18 protein-coding genes are annotated in these 14,174 nt (G+C 62.0%); 10 read left to right on the top strand and 8 right to left on the bottom strand.

Features of this window, described 5'->3' with window-relative positions; all coding sequences use genetic code 11:
- The first annotated feature begins 15 nt into the window (after positions 1–15).
- Together DXT59_RS25960 and DXT59_RS25955 are read left to right on the top strand one after the other, a co-directional pair.
- On the top strand, positions 16–1,098 hold the full coding sequence (locus DXT59_RS25960) for a LacI family DNA-binding transcriptional regulator (RefSeq protein WP_116140611.1): 1,083 nt from the start codon (positions 16–18) through the stop codon (positions 1,096–1,098).
- A 4-nt stretch (positions 1,099–1,102) separates the two neighbouring features.
- Positions 1,103–1,468: a DUF3022 domain-containing protein gene (locus tag DXT59_RS25955; RefSeq protein ID WP_116140609.1), complete on the top strand. Its 366-nt coding sequence runs from the start codon at positions 1,103–1,105 to the stop codon at positions 1,466–1,468.
- Positions 1,469–1,499: 31 nt separating this feature from the next.
- Here DXT59_RS25955 and DXT59_RS25950 read toward each other — a convergent pair whose 3' ends face one another.
- Both DXT59_RS25950 and DXT59_RS25945 read right to left on the bottom strand, forming a co-directional pair.
- Entirely contained in the window at positions 1,500–1,931 is a 432-nt protein-coding gene (locus DXT59_RS25950; protein ID WP_116140607.1) for a PGDYG domain-containing protein, read from the bottom strand.
- Positions 1,932–2,054: 123 nt separating this feature from the next.
- Positions 2,055–2,540 carry a Spy/CpxP family protein refolding chaperone gene (locus DXT59_RS25945; RefSeq protein WP_116140605.1) on the bottom strand — a complete coding sequence of 162 codons (486 nt, stop codon included), beginning with the start codon at positions 2,538–2,540 and terminating at the stop codon, positions 2,055–2,057.
- Positions 2,541–2,789: 249 nt separating this feature from the next.
- Here DXT59_RS25945 and panE point away from each other — a divergent pair, with 249 nt between their 5' ends.
- The 3 genes from panE (at position 2,790) to DXT59_RS25930 (ending at position 5,548) form a co-directional block, all read left to right on the top strand.
- Positions 2,790–3,722 (top strand): 2-dehydropantoate 2-reductase, encoded by a 933-nt coding sequence (gene panE / locus DXT59_RS25940; protein WP_116140603.1) that lies wholly within the window; start codon positions 2,790–2,792, stop codon positions 3,720–3,722.
- A gap of 38 nt (positions 3,723–3,760) precedes the next feature.
- Entirely contained in the window at positions 3,761–4,225 is a 465-nt protein-coding gene (locus tag DXT59_RS25935; protein WP_116140600.1) for an Lrp/AsnC family transcriptional regulator, read from the top strand.
- 225 nt (positions 4,226–4,450) lie between these two features.
- Positions 4,451–5,548, top strand: a complete 1,098-nt coding sequence (locus DXT59_RS25930) for a saccharopine dehydrogenase family protein (protein ID WP_116140598.1) — start codon at positions 4,451–4,453, stop codon at positions 5,546–5,548.
- 191 nt (positions 5,549–5,739) lie between these two features.
- On the opposite strand, the gene DXT59_RS25925 is transcribed toward DXT59_RS25930, so the two are convergent.
- Together DXT59_RS25925 and hpaR are read right to left on the bottom strand one after the other, a co-directional pair.
- Positions 5,740–6,333 carry a P-loop nucleotide/nucleoside kinase family protein gene (locus DXT59_RS25925; RefSeq protein WP_116140596.1) on the bottom strand — a complete coding sequence of 198 codons (594 nt, stop codon included), beginning with the start codon at positions 6,331–6,333 and terminating at the stop codon, positions 5,740–5,742.
- Positions 6,330–6,821 (bottom strand): homoprotocatechuate degradation operon regulator HpaR, encoded by a 492-nt coding sequence (hpaR, locus tag DXT59_RS25920; protein ID WP_116140594.1) that lies wholly within the window; start codon positions 6,819–6,821, stop codon positions 6,330–6,332. The genes DXT59_RS25925 and hpaR overlap by 4 nt, the downstream gene beginning before the upstream one ends.
- A gap of 166 nt (positions 6,822–6,987) precedes the next feature.
- Here hpaR and DXT59_RS25915 point away from each other — a divergent pair, with 166 nt between their 5' ends.
- The 3 genes from DXT59_RS25915 (at position 6,988) to DXT59_RS25905 (ending at position 9,872) form a co-directional block, all read left to right on the top strand.
- A complete protein-coding gene (locus tag DXT59_RS25915; RefSeq protein WP_116140592.1) occupies positions 6,988–8,064 on the top strand; it encodes a glycosyltransferase family 4 protein in 1,077 nt (358 codons plus the stop codon).
- 69 nt (positions 8,065–8,133) lie between these two features.
- Entirely contained in the window at positions 8,134–9,399 is a 1,266-nt protein-coding gene (locus DXT59_RS25910; RefSeq protein ID WP_116140590.1) for an SDR family oxidoreductase, read from the top strand.
- Positions 9,396–9,872, top strand: coding sequence for a DUF2269 family protein (locus DXT59_RS25905; protein ID WP_116140588.1), 477 nt, complete (start codon positions 9,396–9,398; stop codon positions 9,870–9,872). The genes DXT59_RS25910 and DXT59_RS25905 overlap by 4 nt, the downstream gene beginning before the upstream one ends.
- A gap of 29 nt (positions 9,873–9,901) precedes the next feature.
- On the opposite strand, the gene DXT59_RS25900 is transcribed toward DXT59_RS25905, so the two are convergent.
- Complete coding sequence (locus DXT59_RS25900) at positions 9,902–10,096, bottom strand: hypothetical protein (RefSeq protein ID WP_116140586.1); 195 nt, start codon at positions 10,094–10,096, stop codon at positions 9,902–9,904.
- A gap of 157 nt (positions 10,097–10,253) precedes the next feature.
- On the opposite strand from DXT59_RS25900, the gene DXT59_RS31300 reads away from it, so the two are divergent.
- On the top strand, positions 10,254–10,508 hold the full coding sequence (locus tag DXT59_RS31300) for a FitA-like ribbon-helix-helix domain-containing protein (RefSeq protein ID WP_116140776.1): 255 nt from the start codon (positions 10,254–10,256) through the stop codon (positions 10,506–10,508).
- Entirely contained in the window at positions 10,505–10,927 is a 423-nt protein-coding gene (locus tag DXT59_RS25890; RefSeq protein ID WP_116140584.1) for a type II toxin-antitoxin system VapC family toxin, read from the top strand. The genes DXT59_RS31300 and DXT59_RS25890 overlap by 4 nt, the downstream gene beginning before the upstream one ends.
- 50 nt (positions 10,928–10,977) lie before the next feature.
- Here the strand turns inward: DXT59_RS25890 and DXT59_RS25885 are convergent, their stop codons facing one another.
- The 3 genes from DXT59_RS25885 to DXT59_RS25875 form a co-directional block, all read right to left on the bottom strand.
- On the bottom strand, positions 10,978–12,237 hold the full coding sequence (locus DXT59_RS25885) for an MFS transporter (protein WP_116140582.1): 1,260 nt from the start codon (positions 12,235–12,237) through the stop codon (positions 10,978–10,980).
- Between the two features lie 125 nt (positions 12,238–12,362).
- Complete coding sequence (locus DXT59_RS25880; protein WP_116140580.1) at positions 12,363–12,782, bottom strand: nuclear transport factor 2 family protein; 420 nt, start codon at positions 12,780–12,782, stop codon at positions 12,363–12,365.
- Between the two features lie 81 nt (positions 12,783–12,863).
- Positions 12,864–14,165, bottom strand: a complete 1,302-nt coding sequence (locus tag DXT59_RS25875) for an NAD(P)/FAD-dependent oxidoreductase (RefSeq protein ID WP_116140578.1) — start codon at positions 14,163–14,165, stop codon at positions 12,864–12,866.
- Positions 14,166–14,174 lie beyond the last annotated feature (9 nt).

Below are 14,174 nucleotides of genomic sequence, written 5' to 3'. Positions count from 1 at the left end.
GCGCGCCGCCGGGCAATGAGCATCGGCCCCATGGGCATCACCCGCCGAGCGACCATCAGTGACGTGGCGCGCGAAGCCGGCACGGGCAAGACGAGCGTCTCGCGCTACCTCAACGGCGAGACGAACGTCCTGTCTTCCGACCTGCGCGCGCGGATCGAGGCGGCGATCAAACGGCTCGACTACCGACCCAATCAAATGGCTCGCGGCCTGAAACGCGGACGCAATCGTCTCGTGGGCTTGCTCGTTGCCGATATCACGAACCCCTATACGGTAGGAGTGGTGCGCGGTGTCGAGGCCGCGTGCCATGCACTGGGCTTGATGCCGCTCGTATGCAACGCGGCCAACGAAGTCGAGATGGAGCGGCGCTATTTGCAATTGATGACGACTTACCGCGTGGAAGGCGTCATCGTGAATGCCCTCGGCGTCGAGGAAGAAACGCTCAAGCCCGTCGGGGAGGCCGGCACGCCCGCCGTGCTCGTCGATCGTTCGATCGACGGTCTCTCGGCCGATATGGTCGGGCTCGACAATACCGATGCCGTGGCGCTCGGCATGCGGCATCTGCTCGAGCAGGGATTCGACGACATTCGCTTTGTCGTGCAGCCGTACGAGCGCGTCAGTTCGCGGCGCTTACGCGAAGCGGCGTTTCGCGCGGCGCTCGAGCAGGCGAGGCAGGAGCGCGACGCCGGTGCCTCGCCGCTGCTCGGCGAAACGATGGTGCTCGATTTGGCCGATGCGCAAGCCGTGGCGCGCACCCACGAAGCCGTCGACCGGCATCTGGAAGCAGCCTCGCAACGGGGCGGCCGCCGCGTGGCATACTTCGCGGCGAACGGCCCGGTCGCGCTCTCGCTCGCGTTGCATCTGCACGCTCGGTATGGCTCGCATTGGCAGGACCGGGTGGCGTTGATGTCGATCGACGACTCGGAATGGGCCGAGTTGATCGGCGTCACGGCGATTCGGCAACCGACCTACGCCATCGGCTATCGCGCCGTGGAATTCCTGCACGAGCGCATCGAAGGCGGCGTGGAGCCGGCACGCGAGGCGATGCTGCCCGGCGAATTGGTGGTACGCCGTTCGACCGACTGGCGTGAAGACGATTGATACGATGGAACTTTACCGATTCGAATGCCCGAGCGCCGACGTCGAGGCGCTCGCTCAAGCTGCCAGCGACTTATTCCCGGAACAGACGGTGTTTGTCGAGCGCATGGGCGAAAACGGCACGCCGTCTTTGGATGTGCAATGGGTGGCCATGCGCTTTGGAACGGCCGCGCGTCGCATGACGCTGAGCGTTCGGTTCGCTGCCCCGGCGTTCGCTCGCTATCGCGCATCGCCGCCGCGCGCGCGGGCGCGCAGTTTCGCGGTGCTGCGCGCCTATATCGAAGCCGAGCTCGGTTCGCTCGAGGAGCAGTACGCGGCGGGGCAGGCCGTGCCGCGCGAGGTGACGATCGAACTCGGCGACGAATTCGCGTAGGCCGGCCGCGCGCGGTAGTCCAAACAGTCGGCTACGCGGGCCGATAAACCTGCGCGAATCGGTCGGCACGCACGACGCCGTAATCGCCGGGCGCGTATTGCAGCACCCAGTCTCCGGCGCTCCCGGTCAGAACGTCGCCTGCCGCGCGGCGGGCCATGGCGAACGGCGCATCCATCCGCTTGGCCAGCACGATGGCGGGGCGGTTTCGATAGCGGCCCGGCGCGCCGTGCGCGAGCCCGGGGTCGGCCGGAACGTATTTATCGTCGAAACGGGTGCGCTCGACAACCCAGCGAGCGCCGCCCGTGCCGGTGATCAAGGCGTCGCCGGCTGTATATCGATTTGCCCCTTCGAGGCTCATCAATTCGCCGTTCGCCTGGGCGAACTCGACAGCGACCACCTCGTCTTTCACGTACTTACCCGCGGCCGGGTCGTCGCGCAGATCGATGTCTTTCAATTCGTTCATGGAAGCAAAGCCAAACGTCGAGAAGGCGTGAGCGTAGCGATAAATCGCGCGCCGCGCACGCCTTTCGTTCGGCTAATGGCCGTTCGGCCTAGGCCGGCCGCCGAGAGCGATCGCTCAGTGCGGTTACTCCTTTGCCGGAGCGGCCGATTTGCCGCCGCGCTCGCCGTGGTCACCCACTTGCCTGAACGTCGTATCGGCCAGCTTCTTTTGCTCGGGCGAGAAGCTGTCGTAGAGCGGCTGGAACGCGTCGACCAATTGCTTCATGTCGTCCGCGTGCGCTTGGGCGATTTCGGCGTATTGCTTCATATTGTCGAGCGCCGATTGCGATTGTTCGGCCTGCGTGCGCTGGCGGAACAACCGGCTCATGTTTTGGCCGTTGGAGCGCATGACGTCCGCGAACGCTTTCCACTGCGGCTCTTGGGCTGCCGTGATTTTCAGTTGCGAGTGCAAATAGGCGATGCGCTCTTCCACGCGCGCCTCGCGTTTGGCCGCGCGAGCATCGGCCGTCGCGCTAGCCGCCATACCCGGCGCCGCTTGCGGCGCCGACGCTTGGGCGAACGCGCCGCTCGTTGCGAGCGCGCACGCGAGAATGACGATTGTCCGTTTCATCAAACCTCCTGCAGTCGTGTGGACGAAGTCTTAAGCCGGCCCTCGTGGGCTCCGGCCAGTAGGATCCTGCATGCTTGGCGCATGTTCATTGATCCGCGCCTAGTTTAACCACGCGGGTATGCTCCATCGGCGTTATGAGACATACGCTTACATCTGAAACCGATCTGTTGTGCGGGCGGGCGCGGTGGGCCGGTCTGTATTAGAGTGGCAGCCGCAACAGATGAGTCCGAGCGATTGAGGAGATCGATGATGCGTATTTTGGTCGTGGGCGCCGGCGCGGTCGGCGGGTACTTCGGTGGGCGGATGGCGTTGGCGGGTCAGGACGTGACCTTTCTCGTACGCGAGGCGCGCGCCCAGGAATTGGCCGAGAACGGCCTCGTCATCAAAAGCCCGCGGGGCGACGCGACGCTCTCCGACGTGAAGACCGTCTTGAGTTCGCGCATCGACGGCCCCTACGATGTGGTCTTGCTCAGTTGCAAGGCTTACGATCTGGATAGCGCCATGGCGTCGTTCGCGCCGGCTGTGGGCCCGGGCACGGCAATTTTGCCGCTGCTCAACGGCATGCGGCACCTCGACGTGTTGCGTGATCGCTTCGGGGCAGCTAGCGTGCTGGGCGGCGTGTGCCTGATTGCCGCAACGCTCGACGCCTCCCGCGCCATCGTGCAGATGACGAACATGCATGCCATCGTGTTTGGCGAGTTGGACGGCGCGCGGAGCGCACGCGTCGAGGCCATCGCCGCGGCCTTGCGCACCGGCGGCTTCGACGTGGACGCGACCGATGCGATCGTGCAGCAGATGTGGGAGAAATGGGTGTTTCTGGCGACGCTCGCGGGAAGCACGTGTCTGATGCGCGCGAGCGTCGGCGACATCCTCGCCGCTCCCGGGGGGGAAGCGGCGATGCAAGCGCTGTTCGACGAATGCGCGGCCGTCGCCGCCGCTCATGGCCACCCCATGCGCGAGCCGTCTGCCGAACGCTCGCGCGCGATGCTGTTCGCACAGGGTTCGGCGCTGACGGCATCGATGCTGCGCGACATCGAAAACGGGCTGCGCACCGAAGGCGATCACGTGCTTGGCGATCTCATCGCGAGGCGCGGCGCCGAGAAGACCGGCGGCGCCGCGCCTACGTTGCTCGAACTCGCGTACACCCATGTCAAAGCCTATGAACGGCGGCATGGGCGATAATCGTCCGCTTTCGTTCATCCCTGGGCCGCTTTAAATCGATGAGACCGCCGCGCCTCGACCAACTCGACGAACTCGACCGTAATCTGCTCTCGCTCCTGCAGGAGAACGCCCGCGAGAGCGTGGCCAACTTGGCGCGCCGGTTGAGCGTGGCGCGCACGACCGTGCTCGCGCGCATCGAGCGGCTCGAACGCATGCAGGTGATTGCCGGTTACGGCGTGCGGCTCGGCCAAGATGTGCTCGACGCCAGCATCAATGCCTATGTCGGCATCATCCTCGCGCCGAAGTTCGGTCCGAGCGCGCTCAAGCGGCTCGAAAAGATGGCCGAAGTGCAATTGCTGTGCGCTGTCAGCGGCGAATACGATTATGTGGCGTGGCTGCGCGCGGCCTCGCCCGATCGCCTGAACGAACTGCTCGACCAGATCGGCCAACTCGAAGGCGTCGAGCGCACGACCACCTCCATCATCCTCGCCCGCAAAATCGATCGCGGCGCCTTCGGCAGCTAATTTTCCGGGCACGGCTGCGGCTTACGGCAGAACCTTGTTGTGCGCTTCGACAAAACGTAGCGTTCGATCGTCGTTTCGTCGAAAACTCACGTCGAAACGCAGCATTTTGGTCCTATATTCTGTTTTTACACCTTCCTAAACTGTTTCGAACGCGACGGCGCGCTCACGCGTCGGCCAGCGCATAACGATCACGACAACTCGAAACATGAAACGAAGGAGAAGCGCATGAAAGTAGCCATCGTCGGTGCAGGGCTGATCGGCCATACCATCGCCCATATGCTGCGTGAGACCGGCGACTACGAAGTCGTGGCGTTCGATCGCGACAACCACGCACTCGAGAAGCTGGCCGCGCAGGGTATTGCGACGCAGCGCGTCGATTCCGCCGATTCGAACGCGATTCGCGCGGCCGTGCAGGGCTTCGACGTCTTGATCAATGCGCTGCCGTATTACCTCGCCGTGAACGTGGCCGCCGCCGCCAAAGCAGCGGGCGTCCATTATTTCGATCTCACGGAAGACGTGCGCGCCACGCATGCGATTCGCTCGCTCGCGGACGGCGCTTCGCAAGCGTTCATGCCGCAATGCGGCTTGGCACCGGGGTTCATCGGCATCGCCGCCCACGAACTGGCCAAGCGTTTCACGGAAGTGCGCGAAGTGAAGATGCGCGTGGGTGCGCTGCCCGAGTTTCCGACCAATGCGCTCAAGTACAACTTGACGTGGAGCGTCGACGGTTTGATCAACGAATACTGTCAGCCGTGCGAGGCGATTCGCGATTCGCGCACGCAGTGGGTGCAGCCGCTCGAAGGGCTCGAACATTTCTCGCTCGACGGCACCGAATATGAAGCGTTCAACACGTCGGGCGGTTTGGGCACGCTGTGCGAAACGCTGGCGGGCCGCGTGGAAACGCTCGATTACAAGTCGGTGCGCTACCCGGGCCATCGCGACCTCGTGAAGTTCTTGCTCGAGGATCTACGGCTTGCGAGCGATCGCGACACGCTCAAGACGATCATGCGCCGCGCCGTGCCGTCCACCTCGCAAGACGTCGTGCTGATTTTCGTGACGGTCACCGGCATGCGTGACGGGCAACTGGTGCAAGACGTGTTCACGCGCAAGATCTTCGCGAAGACCGTTTGCGGCATGCCGATGAGCGCGATTCAGATCACGACGGCCGGCGCGATGTGCGCGGTGCTCGATTTGTTCCGTGAAGGCAAGCTGCCGCAGAGCGGCTTCGTGCGGCAAGAGCAAGTTTCGCTTGTTGAGTTTCTCGACAACCGCTTCGGCCGTTTGTACGAAGGTGCAACGCTCGACACGATGGTTACGGCCTGAGGCAGGCGGGCAGGGGGACGATCGCCCGGCCGGCGCAACGCCGGGCCGAGGGCGGCCTGGGAGAGCGGCGGCGCCGTGGGGCGCGCCGCATTGATGAAGCGGCACTGAGCTGGGCCTCGAGAACGCCGCTCGAAGAAGAGGGCAGCCACGCATGCGCGGGTGCATGCGTGGCGAACCTCCCGCACCGCGATTCAACCGCTTGCGGCCGGTTTCAATATATTGCGCAATAGCACATCGAATTCGGCCGCCGTCGGCGCGGTGTTGTCGAACATGATGAGCCCCTCGCGCGAGGATCCGCTCGGCACGAAGCGGCGTTGCCGGTACTCGTCCCAATGAGCAAGCTTGTAGGCATCGTTCGGATTGTGACGGGCGACAATGCGGGCGTGCGCCGTTTCCTCCGATGTATAGACCCAGACGATTCGAATGTGGACGTCGGCGCCGATCCCGAGCCAGGCACGATCGAAAAGTTTGCGCTCGCGCACCTCGCGCGAGAGCGGTCCGATCACGATAACGCCGACGCCCAACTCCAAGTTTTCGCGTGCGGTATCGAGCAGGCCTTGGTACTCCGGTTCGCGCAGATGTTGGAGATACAGAGGGCTATCGCGGTCGTTCGGATCGCCCGTCAAAGCGCCCATCGCCGCCGCGCTGTAGCGCCCATAGAGCGTGTCCTTGTCCAGTAGACAGAAAGCTTCGCCCGTCTCGCGCATCAGCGGGCCGACCAGGCGTTTGGCGATCGTCGTTTTCCCCGTGCCGGCGTGGCCGCAAATAAAAACAAGGTGTGTCACGAGCCCGACTCCTTGAGCAAAGAGGGCGCAAGCGCATCGCCGGTTTCCTGACCGGCCGGCACCGCTTCGATCAGCGTGTCGAGACGGCGGTACATGTCCTCGAGCATAGGCTGCCCCAAGCGGGCTTCGAGCAGCGCGTACTGCGCATCGACCCGTGGCCGGATTTGCGCGATCATCGCCCGGCTTTTCGTAGTCAAGCGAACGATCCATTTACGCTGGTCTTCAGGCGGGCGCTCACGAAAGACGAGCCCATCGCGCTCCATTCGATCGAGCACGCCGGTAAGGCTAGGGCTCAGAATGCATGACGACTTGGCGATCTGACCCGCTTCGAGTTCGTTGTTCGGCGCCTCGTCGAGGGTACGCAGAATCCGCCATTGCTGCTCGGTTAATGAAAAATCCTTCAGGATCGGCCGAAAAACGCCCATGAGCGCCTCGCGCGCCTGCAGCAACAGCATGGCCAGGTTCCGGTGTTCGAACGTACGCGTCATGGTGGCGAAGAAGGGAGTGGCGTGTGGGCATATTAACAGCGAGCCGCACGCGCAGGTCCCCGCGCGAGTTCGCGCGCGCGTCCGGGCACGGGCCGTGCATCAAGCGCTGACGCCGCGCCGATAACGGTTCGAGCGCGGCCCATTCGTTCGATGCGGAGGCCTATCGATGCGCATTGCCCAAGTCGCGCCGTTGTACGAATCCGTTCCGCCTTATGGATACGGGGCCACGGAACGCGTGGTGCATTACTTGACCGAGGCGCTGGTCGCACTCGGTCATCACGTCACGCTGTTCGCCACCGCCGATTCGACGACGTCGGGTGAACTCATCCCCATCTGCGAGCGGGGCCTATGGCGCGACTCGGGCGTGTGGGACACCCTGACGCATCATGTGCGCGAAATCGAGGCCGTCGTGCAACGGGCAGGGCGTTTCGACGTCGTGCATTTTCACACCGACCCGCTTTATTTCCCCTCGGCGCGACGCTTGCCTTGCGCGTACGTCACCACCATGCACGGACGCTTGTTGCCGGCCGACCATGGACCACTCTTGCGGGAATTCTCGGAGGCGCCGCTCGTATCCATATCGGACTGCCAGCGACAGCCGATTCCATGGGCGAACTGGCAGGCGACGATCCAGCACGGATTGCCGGAAAACGCTTTCGCGCTTCGAGAAGATGCTGAGGATTACTTATTGTTTCTGGGCCGGATGATGCCCGAAAAGCGGCCGGATCTTGCGATCGAAATCGCTCGCCGTGCGGGGCTGCGGTTGAAGATGGCGGCGAAGGTGCATCCGGGCGAACAACGGTACTTCGAAGAGCGCATCGCGCCGTTGATCGACGCGAACCGCGATACGGTCGACTACTTGGGCGAGGTGGGCGGACAAGCGCGCGTCGAATTGCTCTCGAGGGCGCGCGCGTTGATTTTTCCAATCCAATGGCCTGAGCCGTTCGGCATGGTCATGATCGAAGCGATGGCTTGCGGCACGCCGACGGTTGCCTTCCGCTGCGGTGCCGTGCCTGAAGTGCTCCAACACGGCGTGACGGGATATATCGTCGATAGCGAGGAGGACGCGGTCGATGCCATCGGGCGTCTGGACGCTATCGATCGACGCCGATGCCGGACCGTGTTCGAGACGCGCTTTACGAGTATGCGGATGGCGCGCGAGTACGTCGACGTCTACGAGGGGCTGCTGGAACGCGGCAGCGCTAGCGATGGACGCGTTCGGGCGCTTCCTCGGCGAGGGTAGGGCAATTTCGGGCGAAGAGGCATGCTACGGCGGGGATCCGTCGGATGCGCACCTCGTCAGGAGCGCGTCATGAAGGTATTGATATGCGGGGCAAGCGGATTTATCGGTCGTGCGATTGCGAGCCGGTTGGTGCAAGACGGACATGAGGTCGTTCACGGCGTGCGGCGGCCGCGGCGCTCCGGAGACATTGCAATCGACTATGTGACCCATCTGTCGGCAAACGACTGGGTCGATAAAGTGCGGGATGTCGATGCGGTGATCAATGCCGTGGGCATCATCGTCGAGCGGGGAGCGCAGACCTTCTCGCGCATGCATGCCGAAGCACCGATCGCGCTATTCGAGGCCTGCCGCGTGCAAGGGGTACGGCATATCGTTCAAATCTCGGCCCTGGGCGCGCACACGCGCGAGACACCGTACTTCGCAAGCAAGTGCAAGGCGGACGAGTTCTTATTGTCGAATCACGGAGACGGCGCGGCGCACGTCATTCGTCCGGCGCTGGTTTATGGCGCGGCGGGGGCATCGGCTCGCTTGTTTCGCGTTTTAGCGAGCGTGCCGATCCACTTTCTGCCTGCCGGCGGCGAGCAGATATTGAGACCCGTCCATATCGACGATCTTTGCGATCTCGTCTCGCGCTTGTTGACTCGCCATGGCGAAGCGTCGCGTTCGTGTATCGACGCGGTGGGCGCGACGGAGATCACCTATCGCCAAATGTTGGGTACCTATCGCACGTCGATGGGCCTACCGGCGGCCTGCCCGATTCCGATCCCGTCGGCGCTGATGCGGGTGAGCGCGGCCGTGTACGCCAAGGTGCCGGGCGCCCCGCTCACACCGGATACGTGGCGCATGCTTCAGCGTGGTAACACCGCCGAGCCCGGGCCGTTCTCAACGGCACTAGGCCGAGCGCCGCGCGGCATCGAGACGTTCATCGGTGCAAACGAATCGAGAAGTCTGCGCATGGAGGCGTTGGCGACCTGGCACTCGCTATTGCTCCGTATTTCACTCGCGATCGTATGGATCGGCACCGCATTCGTGAGCGCGGTCGCCTACCCGAAGGCGGACAGCCTCGAACGCTTAGGGCGATTCGGCCTGCACGGCCTTACCGCCGACATCGCGTTGTATGGCGCGTGTGCGCTCGATCTGGCCTTCGGCATCGCGACCTTGGTGAAGCCGGGACGGGCGTTATGGCTCTCACAGGCGGTGCTGATCATCGGATACACCGTGCTGATCGCGGCCGTCATGCCCGAGTTCCTGATCGAGCCGTTCGCGCCCATTCTCAAGAATGTGCCGATCCTCGCGATTCTGTTTGTTCTCTTCAGTGAGGAGACGCGCGCATGAACGCGTATTTGCTCGTCAAGACATTGCACATCCTTTCATCCGTACTTCTTGTCGGTACCGGGTTCGGCAGCGCTTTTTATTTGTTTTTCATCAACCGTACGGGGTCGGTTCAGTCGATCGCCGCGGTGTCCCGATTGGTTGTGCGCGCCGATTGGTGGTTCACGACGCCGGCCGTTATCTTTCAGCCGCTGTCGGGGTTTTGGCTTGTACATGCCGCGGGTTGGTCGTTGAATACGCCGTGGGTCGTCGCCTCCCTGGCGCTCTACGTGATTGCGGGTGTGTGCTGGTTGCCGGTCGTATGGATCCAGGTCCGAATGACGCGCATCGCTAGCCGCTGCGCGGCGCAAGGCGATTTGGCGCTGCCGCCGCTGTATTGGAACTATGCGCGGGTATGGGAGTGGCTAGGGTACCCGGCGTTTGTGGCGATGGTGATCGTGTACTTTCTCATGGTTGCAAAGCCGGCGCTGTTGTAGCAGCGCCAGCCTTTCAGGCGTTCTGCCGGTCAACCGTGCCCTTGTTCCTTCGAACGATCGACTTCGGTTAGATCGTCCTCGCGCACTTCTGCTTCGCGGACGGTCGTGCCTTCATCGTCGGTTTCGGAGACGTCGGTCTTGAACGTGCCGCCCGTTTCGTCTTGCTCCGAGCCGGGTTGCCCGGTTGAGGTGCCAGGTTGATTCGGCGCTTGCTTATTTGCCATGGTGCGACTCCTTTCGATATGTTTTCGCGAGGAACGGCAGCGGCGCTGCCTGCATGCACAACTGAGCAAACCCCGTGCATGTGATGGGAGTCGCAGCGTTGACTTCACTATGATAGATAGAACTGACTTCATTGCTAGCATAGCTGGAGAATTGATTGTGGCCGTTCTAACTGTACGCAACGTGCCTGACGAGGTACATCGCGCCCTTAGGCTTCCGACTGCTCAGCATGGACAAAGTACCGAGGCGGAGATCCGGGAGATTCTCGCGAGTGCCGTCAAACCCGAAAAACGTGTTCGCTTGGGCGACGCTCTGGCGGCTCTAGGACGTAAAGTGGGGCTGACAAATGAGGATGTCGCGGCCATGGATCAAACGCGAGAAAAGAAGCCGGCGGAACCGATGAGGTTCGAATGATCGTCCTGGACACCAACGTGGTTTCGGAAGCCATGAAGCCGCAACCGGACTCGACTGTTCTCGCATGGCTTAATGAGCAAGCGGCTGAAAGGTTGTGTTTGTCGAGCGTCACATTGGCCGAGTTGCTGTTTAGTATCGCCGCACTGCCGAGCGGCAAGCGTAAAAACCTCTTGACTGGCGCACTCGATGGGTTGCTTGAGCTTTTTGAGGGACGCGTATTGCCGTTCGACGTCGATGCAGCAGGGCATTATGCCGAGCTTGCTTCAACCGCAAGAAGCTGCGGCCGAGGTTTTCCCACACCGGACGGCGATATCGCTGCTATTGCTGCCTGTCGGGGACTCATAGTGGCATCCCGAGATACGTCACCCTACGAAGCGGGCGGGCTCAGTGTCATCAACCCGTGGGAGACTGCGAGTTGACGATCCAGGAATCGGGTCGTCGTAGGTGCCAATTCCTGGGCCGCGGTCCATTATTTGTCAGTCGTTAGTGCCCTGTCGGGTAGATCGTCGAGTTGCGCGGCTGACGAGCGAAGGATGACGAACGCCTGAATTGCGAATGCGGCGACCGCCACGACAAGACATGGCCGCGCGCCCGCCGCGCCTCCCAACGTCGCGCCGATCAAAGCGCCGACCGGACGCGAGCCGTAGGTCGCGGTACTAATCAACGCCGAAACGCGGCCCAGCATGGACTGGGGCGTGATTGCCTGCCTAAGCGTAGTGGAGCTGATCACCCAAAGTATCGGTCCGAAGCCGAGTTCGAAATAAGCGGCTGCCGCGATCCATGGCGAAGGGACGAAAAGCGTGACGCATAAGGTCAGCGATGCTGCGAGGCCGCATAACGGCCCCACGATCAGCATTCTGCCGAACGGCAGTAACGTCGCTATTTTCGGAGCGCATAACGCGCCGACGATCATGCCTACACCATAGGCGGCTAGCGTTGCGCCGACTTCCGCCGCCGAGAGACCGAGGTGCGATCTGGCGTACGGAACATACACCGCTTGGATAACGAAGAAGCCGATATTAAAGAAAACCGCGGTAGAGACGACGGCTCGCAAGAGAGCGTTGCCCGCCACGAATGTTGCGCCGTCGCGCAATTCCGGTAGGAATCGTCGGCTTGGCGTGGGCGGGCGGACGGGTTCTTTGATCTTTGTGAGTAGCAGGACCGCCATGGCGGAAAGGCCCGCGGCAGCGAGGAAGGCGGCGGGAGCGCCGGTTACGCCGACCAGCAGGCCACCCATCGCCGGGCCGGCGGAATATGCGACGCTACGAGCAAGCTCGATTCGCCCGTTCGCTGTGGCCCATGCGCTGCGTGCGACCAAGGCGGTGACGAGCGATGGCGCAGCGACGTTGTAGGCGACCGTGCCGCATGCGCCTATGAATCCGCAAATGGCCAGCACCGGTAACGACAAGCTGCCGGTGACGAGCGACGCGAGAACAGCGAGGAGGGCGGCGCAGCGCACGGCTTCGGCGCGCGCCATCAGCTTTTGGCGTGAAGTTTGATCGGCCCAAACGCCTAGCACAACCGACAGAACAAGGAACGGCATGGTCTGGGCCGTTTGCAGCCAACCCGTTTGACCGGCTCCGGCTCCAAGCGAGAACACAGCGACGATCGGTGTTGCGGCGAGGCCGATTTGCTCTGCGCATTGGGCTGCGAGATTCGACCAAGCGAGGCGATGAAAGGCCGCAGGCAGCGATGCGGCGGATGGGGGAGTTGCGGTTTGGACTGGCATTGCGTTGGAGGCCTGCTTCGAGAGTGGAGTCAGGCGTATGGTGTCCAACGCGGCTCACGCGGGCTAACCGCATCTTGCGGTTTCGTTGAGTGCGGTCAGGGGACGAACTCGGTTGCGGATGGGATCTAACGCTGTTCGTCCCTGTCGGCGGAGGCGTCCGTGACGGTCCGCAGCGTCCACGTATCCGCGTATTGCTGGAAGCTGACTATCCTACCGCCATGAACTCCCCATATGTGGCAGGCTTGAGCATCGATTCGCCGACCGGTTCGTCGATGGATCCCGATATATCTAACTTCGGCCACGATTGTTTCGTTGGATGCGTAGAACCGCAGAGGCCGAATTGAAAATGTTTGCCAGTCGACCGAAATTCGGTCCAGCAAGTTCTGCTTGATGGATGCCGCGCCATGCCATTGCTGTCCATTCGAGTACGGGCTGCTTTCCGCTTCGTTCCAGGTAATCGCAGGGTCAAACAGCGCGAGCAGCTCCGAAATGGTGCCCTCGGCAAGGTGATGATAAGCAATCTTGATCGTGTCCAACGTATTCATATTTTGCTCACTCAATGCAGGAACGGCTGAAGGGATATCCGGTTAGAGCAGCGCGACGGGGCCTCGGATGGAGCCGAGGTGTCAGTTGCTATACGGTGGGCAATCGTAGCCAGGGACAGCGTCTTTGGTGCAGCCTGCCGTCGCGACTGTCGGATGTTCCGAGAGATGCGGGGAAATCGCAGGCATGGGTATATGGAGCGTATCGCCGAACTGCGCTAGAAATTCGTCCGCCCTTTGCTGGTTCCGACTTACATCCAGTATGGCGGCCAGTTCTTCCCGAGGACGAACATTTAATTCGGCGACTCGACATACGAAATTGAAATACGCCTCATAATCTCCAGAGCGAACGGTTCGATAAGTGCGCAGCGCTTCGCCGAGGGGAATCTCCCCGCGCAGTGCCCTATCGATATGAAAACTGATTAATTCAGCGTCTCGGAACGCATGGGTGATGCCCATCGCCGTTACCTGATCCTTGAAGCTTCCCGCGTCGCCGATCAATGCCCAGCTATCACCGATATTCGCGCGCTGAAACGCCGGCATGGATCCACATGCCTTAAACGGTTCTTCACGTTTGCTGGTGCGGATTCTTTCAGCGGAATCAGCGTCGCAAAAATCGTATGTCCTCAAGAAGCTCGCTTCCGGATCGCGCCGGAAGTGGTCCCACCATGCGCTGGGACCGTATGCGAGAACCATATGCGTTCCGTCCGACGTCGGGAAAATCGCCGTTCCTAGGCGGCCGCGATTACGGATTGTCAGCCCCTGTTTGTCGATACCGGAAAAATACCCAAAGTAGGCGAATGTCGAAGTCTCGCGGTAATCTATCGTTTCGGCGCGTACCGCTTTAGCAAACTGCGAAAACCGACCGTCGGCGCCGATCACGACGGGCGCGGTAGCTTGTAGCTGTGCGCCTTGCTCAGTCACCGCTTGAATGCCGATAATTTTGGAATTTTCGGTGATCGGTCGCGTGAATGTCACGCCCTCGCGGATGTCGGCCCCAGCGGTCGCAGCCGCTTTAACCAGGATATGGTCCAATAGCAACCGCCGTGGGCCACAATACGTGTTGGTCGCACCAACGCTGTCGCCATGCAGCTCAAGAAATCTTTGCTCGATAGCGGGGAGGGGGATCGAGCCGACGATGCTGATTCCCTCGACTGAAACTTCCATTCGCGTGAAATGCGGTGTCTCAGATAGAATTGAATCGGCTATACCCCAGCGTTTGAGATAGGACACCCCTCGTGGCCAAATGAAATGGGTCGACAGCGTATCGCGCGGAAAATGCTTGCGATCTATCAGCAGAACCTTATAGCCACGCCGCGCGAGCAGCATGGCTGTCGGCGCGCCGGAAACACTGGCGCCGACAACAATGACATCAAACCGTTCCACGAACCGTTC

The sequence above is a fragment of the Trinickia diaoshuihuensis genome (assembly GCF_003390925.1).
GTDB classification, from domain to species: domain Bacteria; phylum Pseudomonadota; class Gammaproteobacteria; order Burkholderiales; family Burkholderiaceae; genus Trinickia; species Trinickia diaoshuihuensis.
This window is presented reverse-complemented; position numbering and strand designations above follow the sequence as displayed.

Excerpts from the sequence above, each read along its gene's own strand:
- DXT59_RS25880 (WP_116140580.1), bottom strand. The coding sequence starts at position 12,782 with ATGAATACGTTGGACACGATCAAGATTGCTTATCATCACCTTGCCGAG.
- DXT59_RS25890 (WP_116140584.1), top strand. The coding sequence starts at position 10,505 with ATGATCGTCCTGGACACCAACGTGGTTTCGGAAGCCATGAAGCCGCAA.
- DXT59_RS25930 (WP_116140598.1), top strand. The coding sequence starts at position 4,451 with ATGAAAGTAGCCATCGTCGGTGCAGGGCTGATCGGCCATACCATCGCC.
- panE (WP_116140603.1), top strand. The coding sequence starts at position 2,790 with ATGCGTATTTTGGTCGTGGGCGCCGGCGCGGTCGGCGGGTACTTCGGT.
- hpaR (WP_116140594.1), bottom strand. The coding sequence starts at position 6,821 with ATGACGCGTACGTTCGAACACCGGAACCTGGCCATGCTGTTGCTGCAG.
- DXT59_RS25945 (WP_116140605.1), bottom strand. The coding sequence starts at position 2,540 with ATGAAACGGACAATCGTCATTCTCGCGTGCGCGCTCGCAACGAGCGGC.
- DXT59_RS25950 (WP_116140607.1), bottom strand. The coding sequence starts at position 1,931 with ATGAACGAATTGAAAGACATCGATCTGCGCGACGACCCGGCCGCGGGT.
- DXT59_RS25885 (WP_116140582.1), bottom strand. The coding sequence starts at position 12,237 with ATGCCAGTCCAAACCGCAACTCCCCCATCCGCCGCATCGCTGCCTGCG.
- DXT59_RS25955 (WP_116140609.1), top strand. The coding sequence starts at position 1,103 with ATGGAACTTTACCGATTCGAATGCCCGAGCGCCGACGTCGAGGCGCTC.
- DXT59_RS25910 (WP_116140590.1), top strand. The coding sequence starts at position 8,134 with ATGAAGGTATTGATATGCGGGGCAAGCGGATTTATCGGTCGTGCGATT.
- DXT59_RS25960 (WP_116140611.1), top strand. The coding sequence starts at position 16 with ATGAGCATCGGCCCCATGGGCATCACCCGCCGAGCGACCATCAGTGAC.
- DXT59_RS25935 (WP_116140600.1), top strand. The coding sequence starts at position 3,761 with ATGAGACCGCCGCGCCTCGACCAACTCGACGAACTCGACCGTAATCTG.
- DXT59_RS25905 (WP_116140588.1), top strand. The coding sequence starts at position 9,396 with ATGAACGCGTATTTGCTCGTCAAGACATTGCACATCCTTTCATCCGTA.
- DXT59_RS25915 (WP_116140592.1), top strand. The coding sequence starts at position 6,988 with ATGCGCATTGCCCAAGTCGCGCCGTTGTACGAATCCGTTCCGCCTTAT.
- DXT59_RS25900 (WP_116140586.1), bottom strand. The coding sequence starts at position 10,096 with ATGGCAAATAAGCAAGCGCCGAATCAACCTGGCACCTCAACCGGGCAA.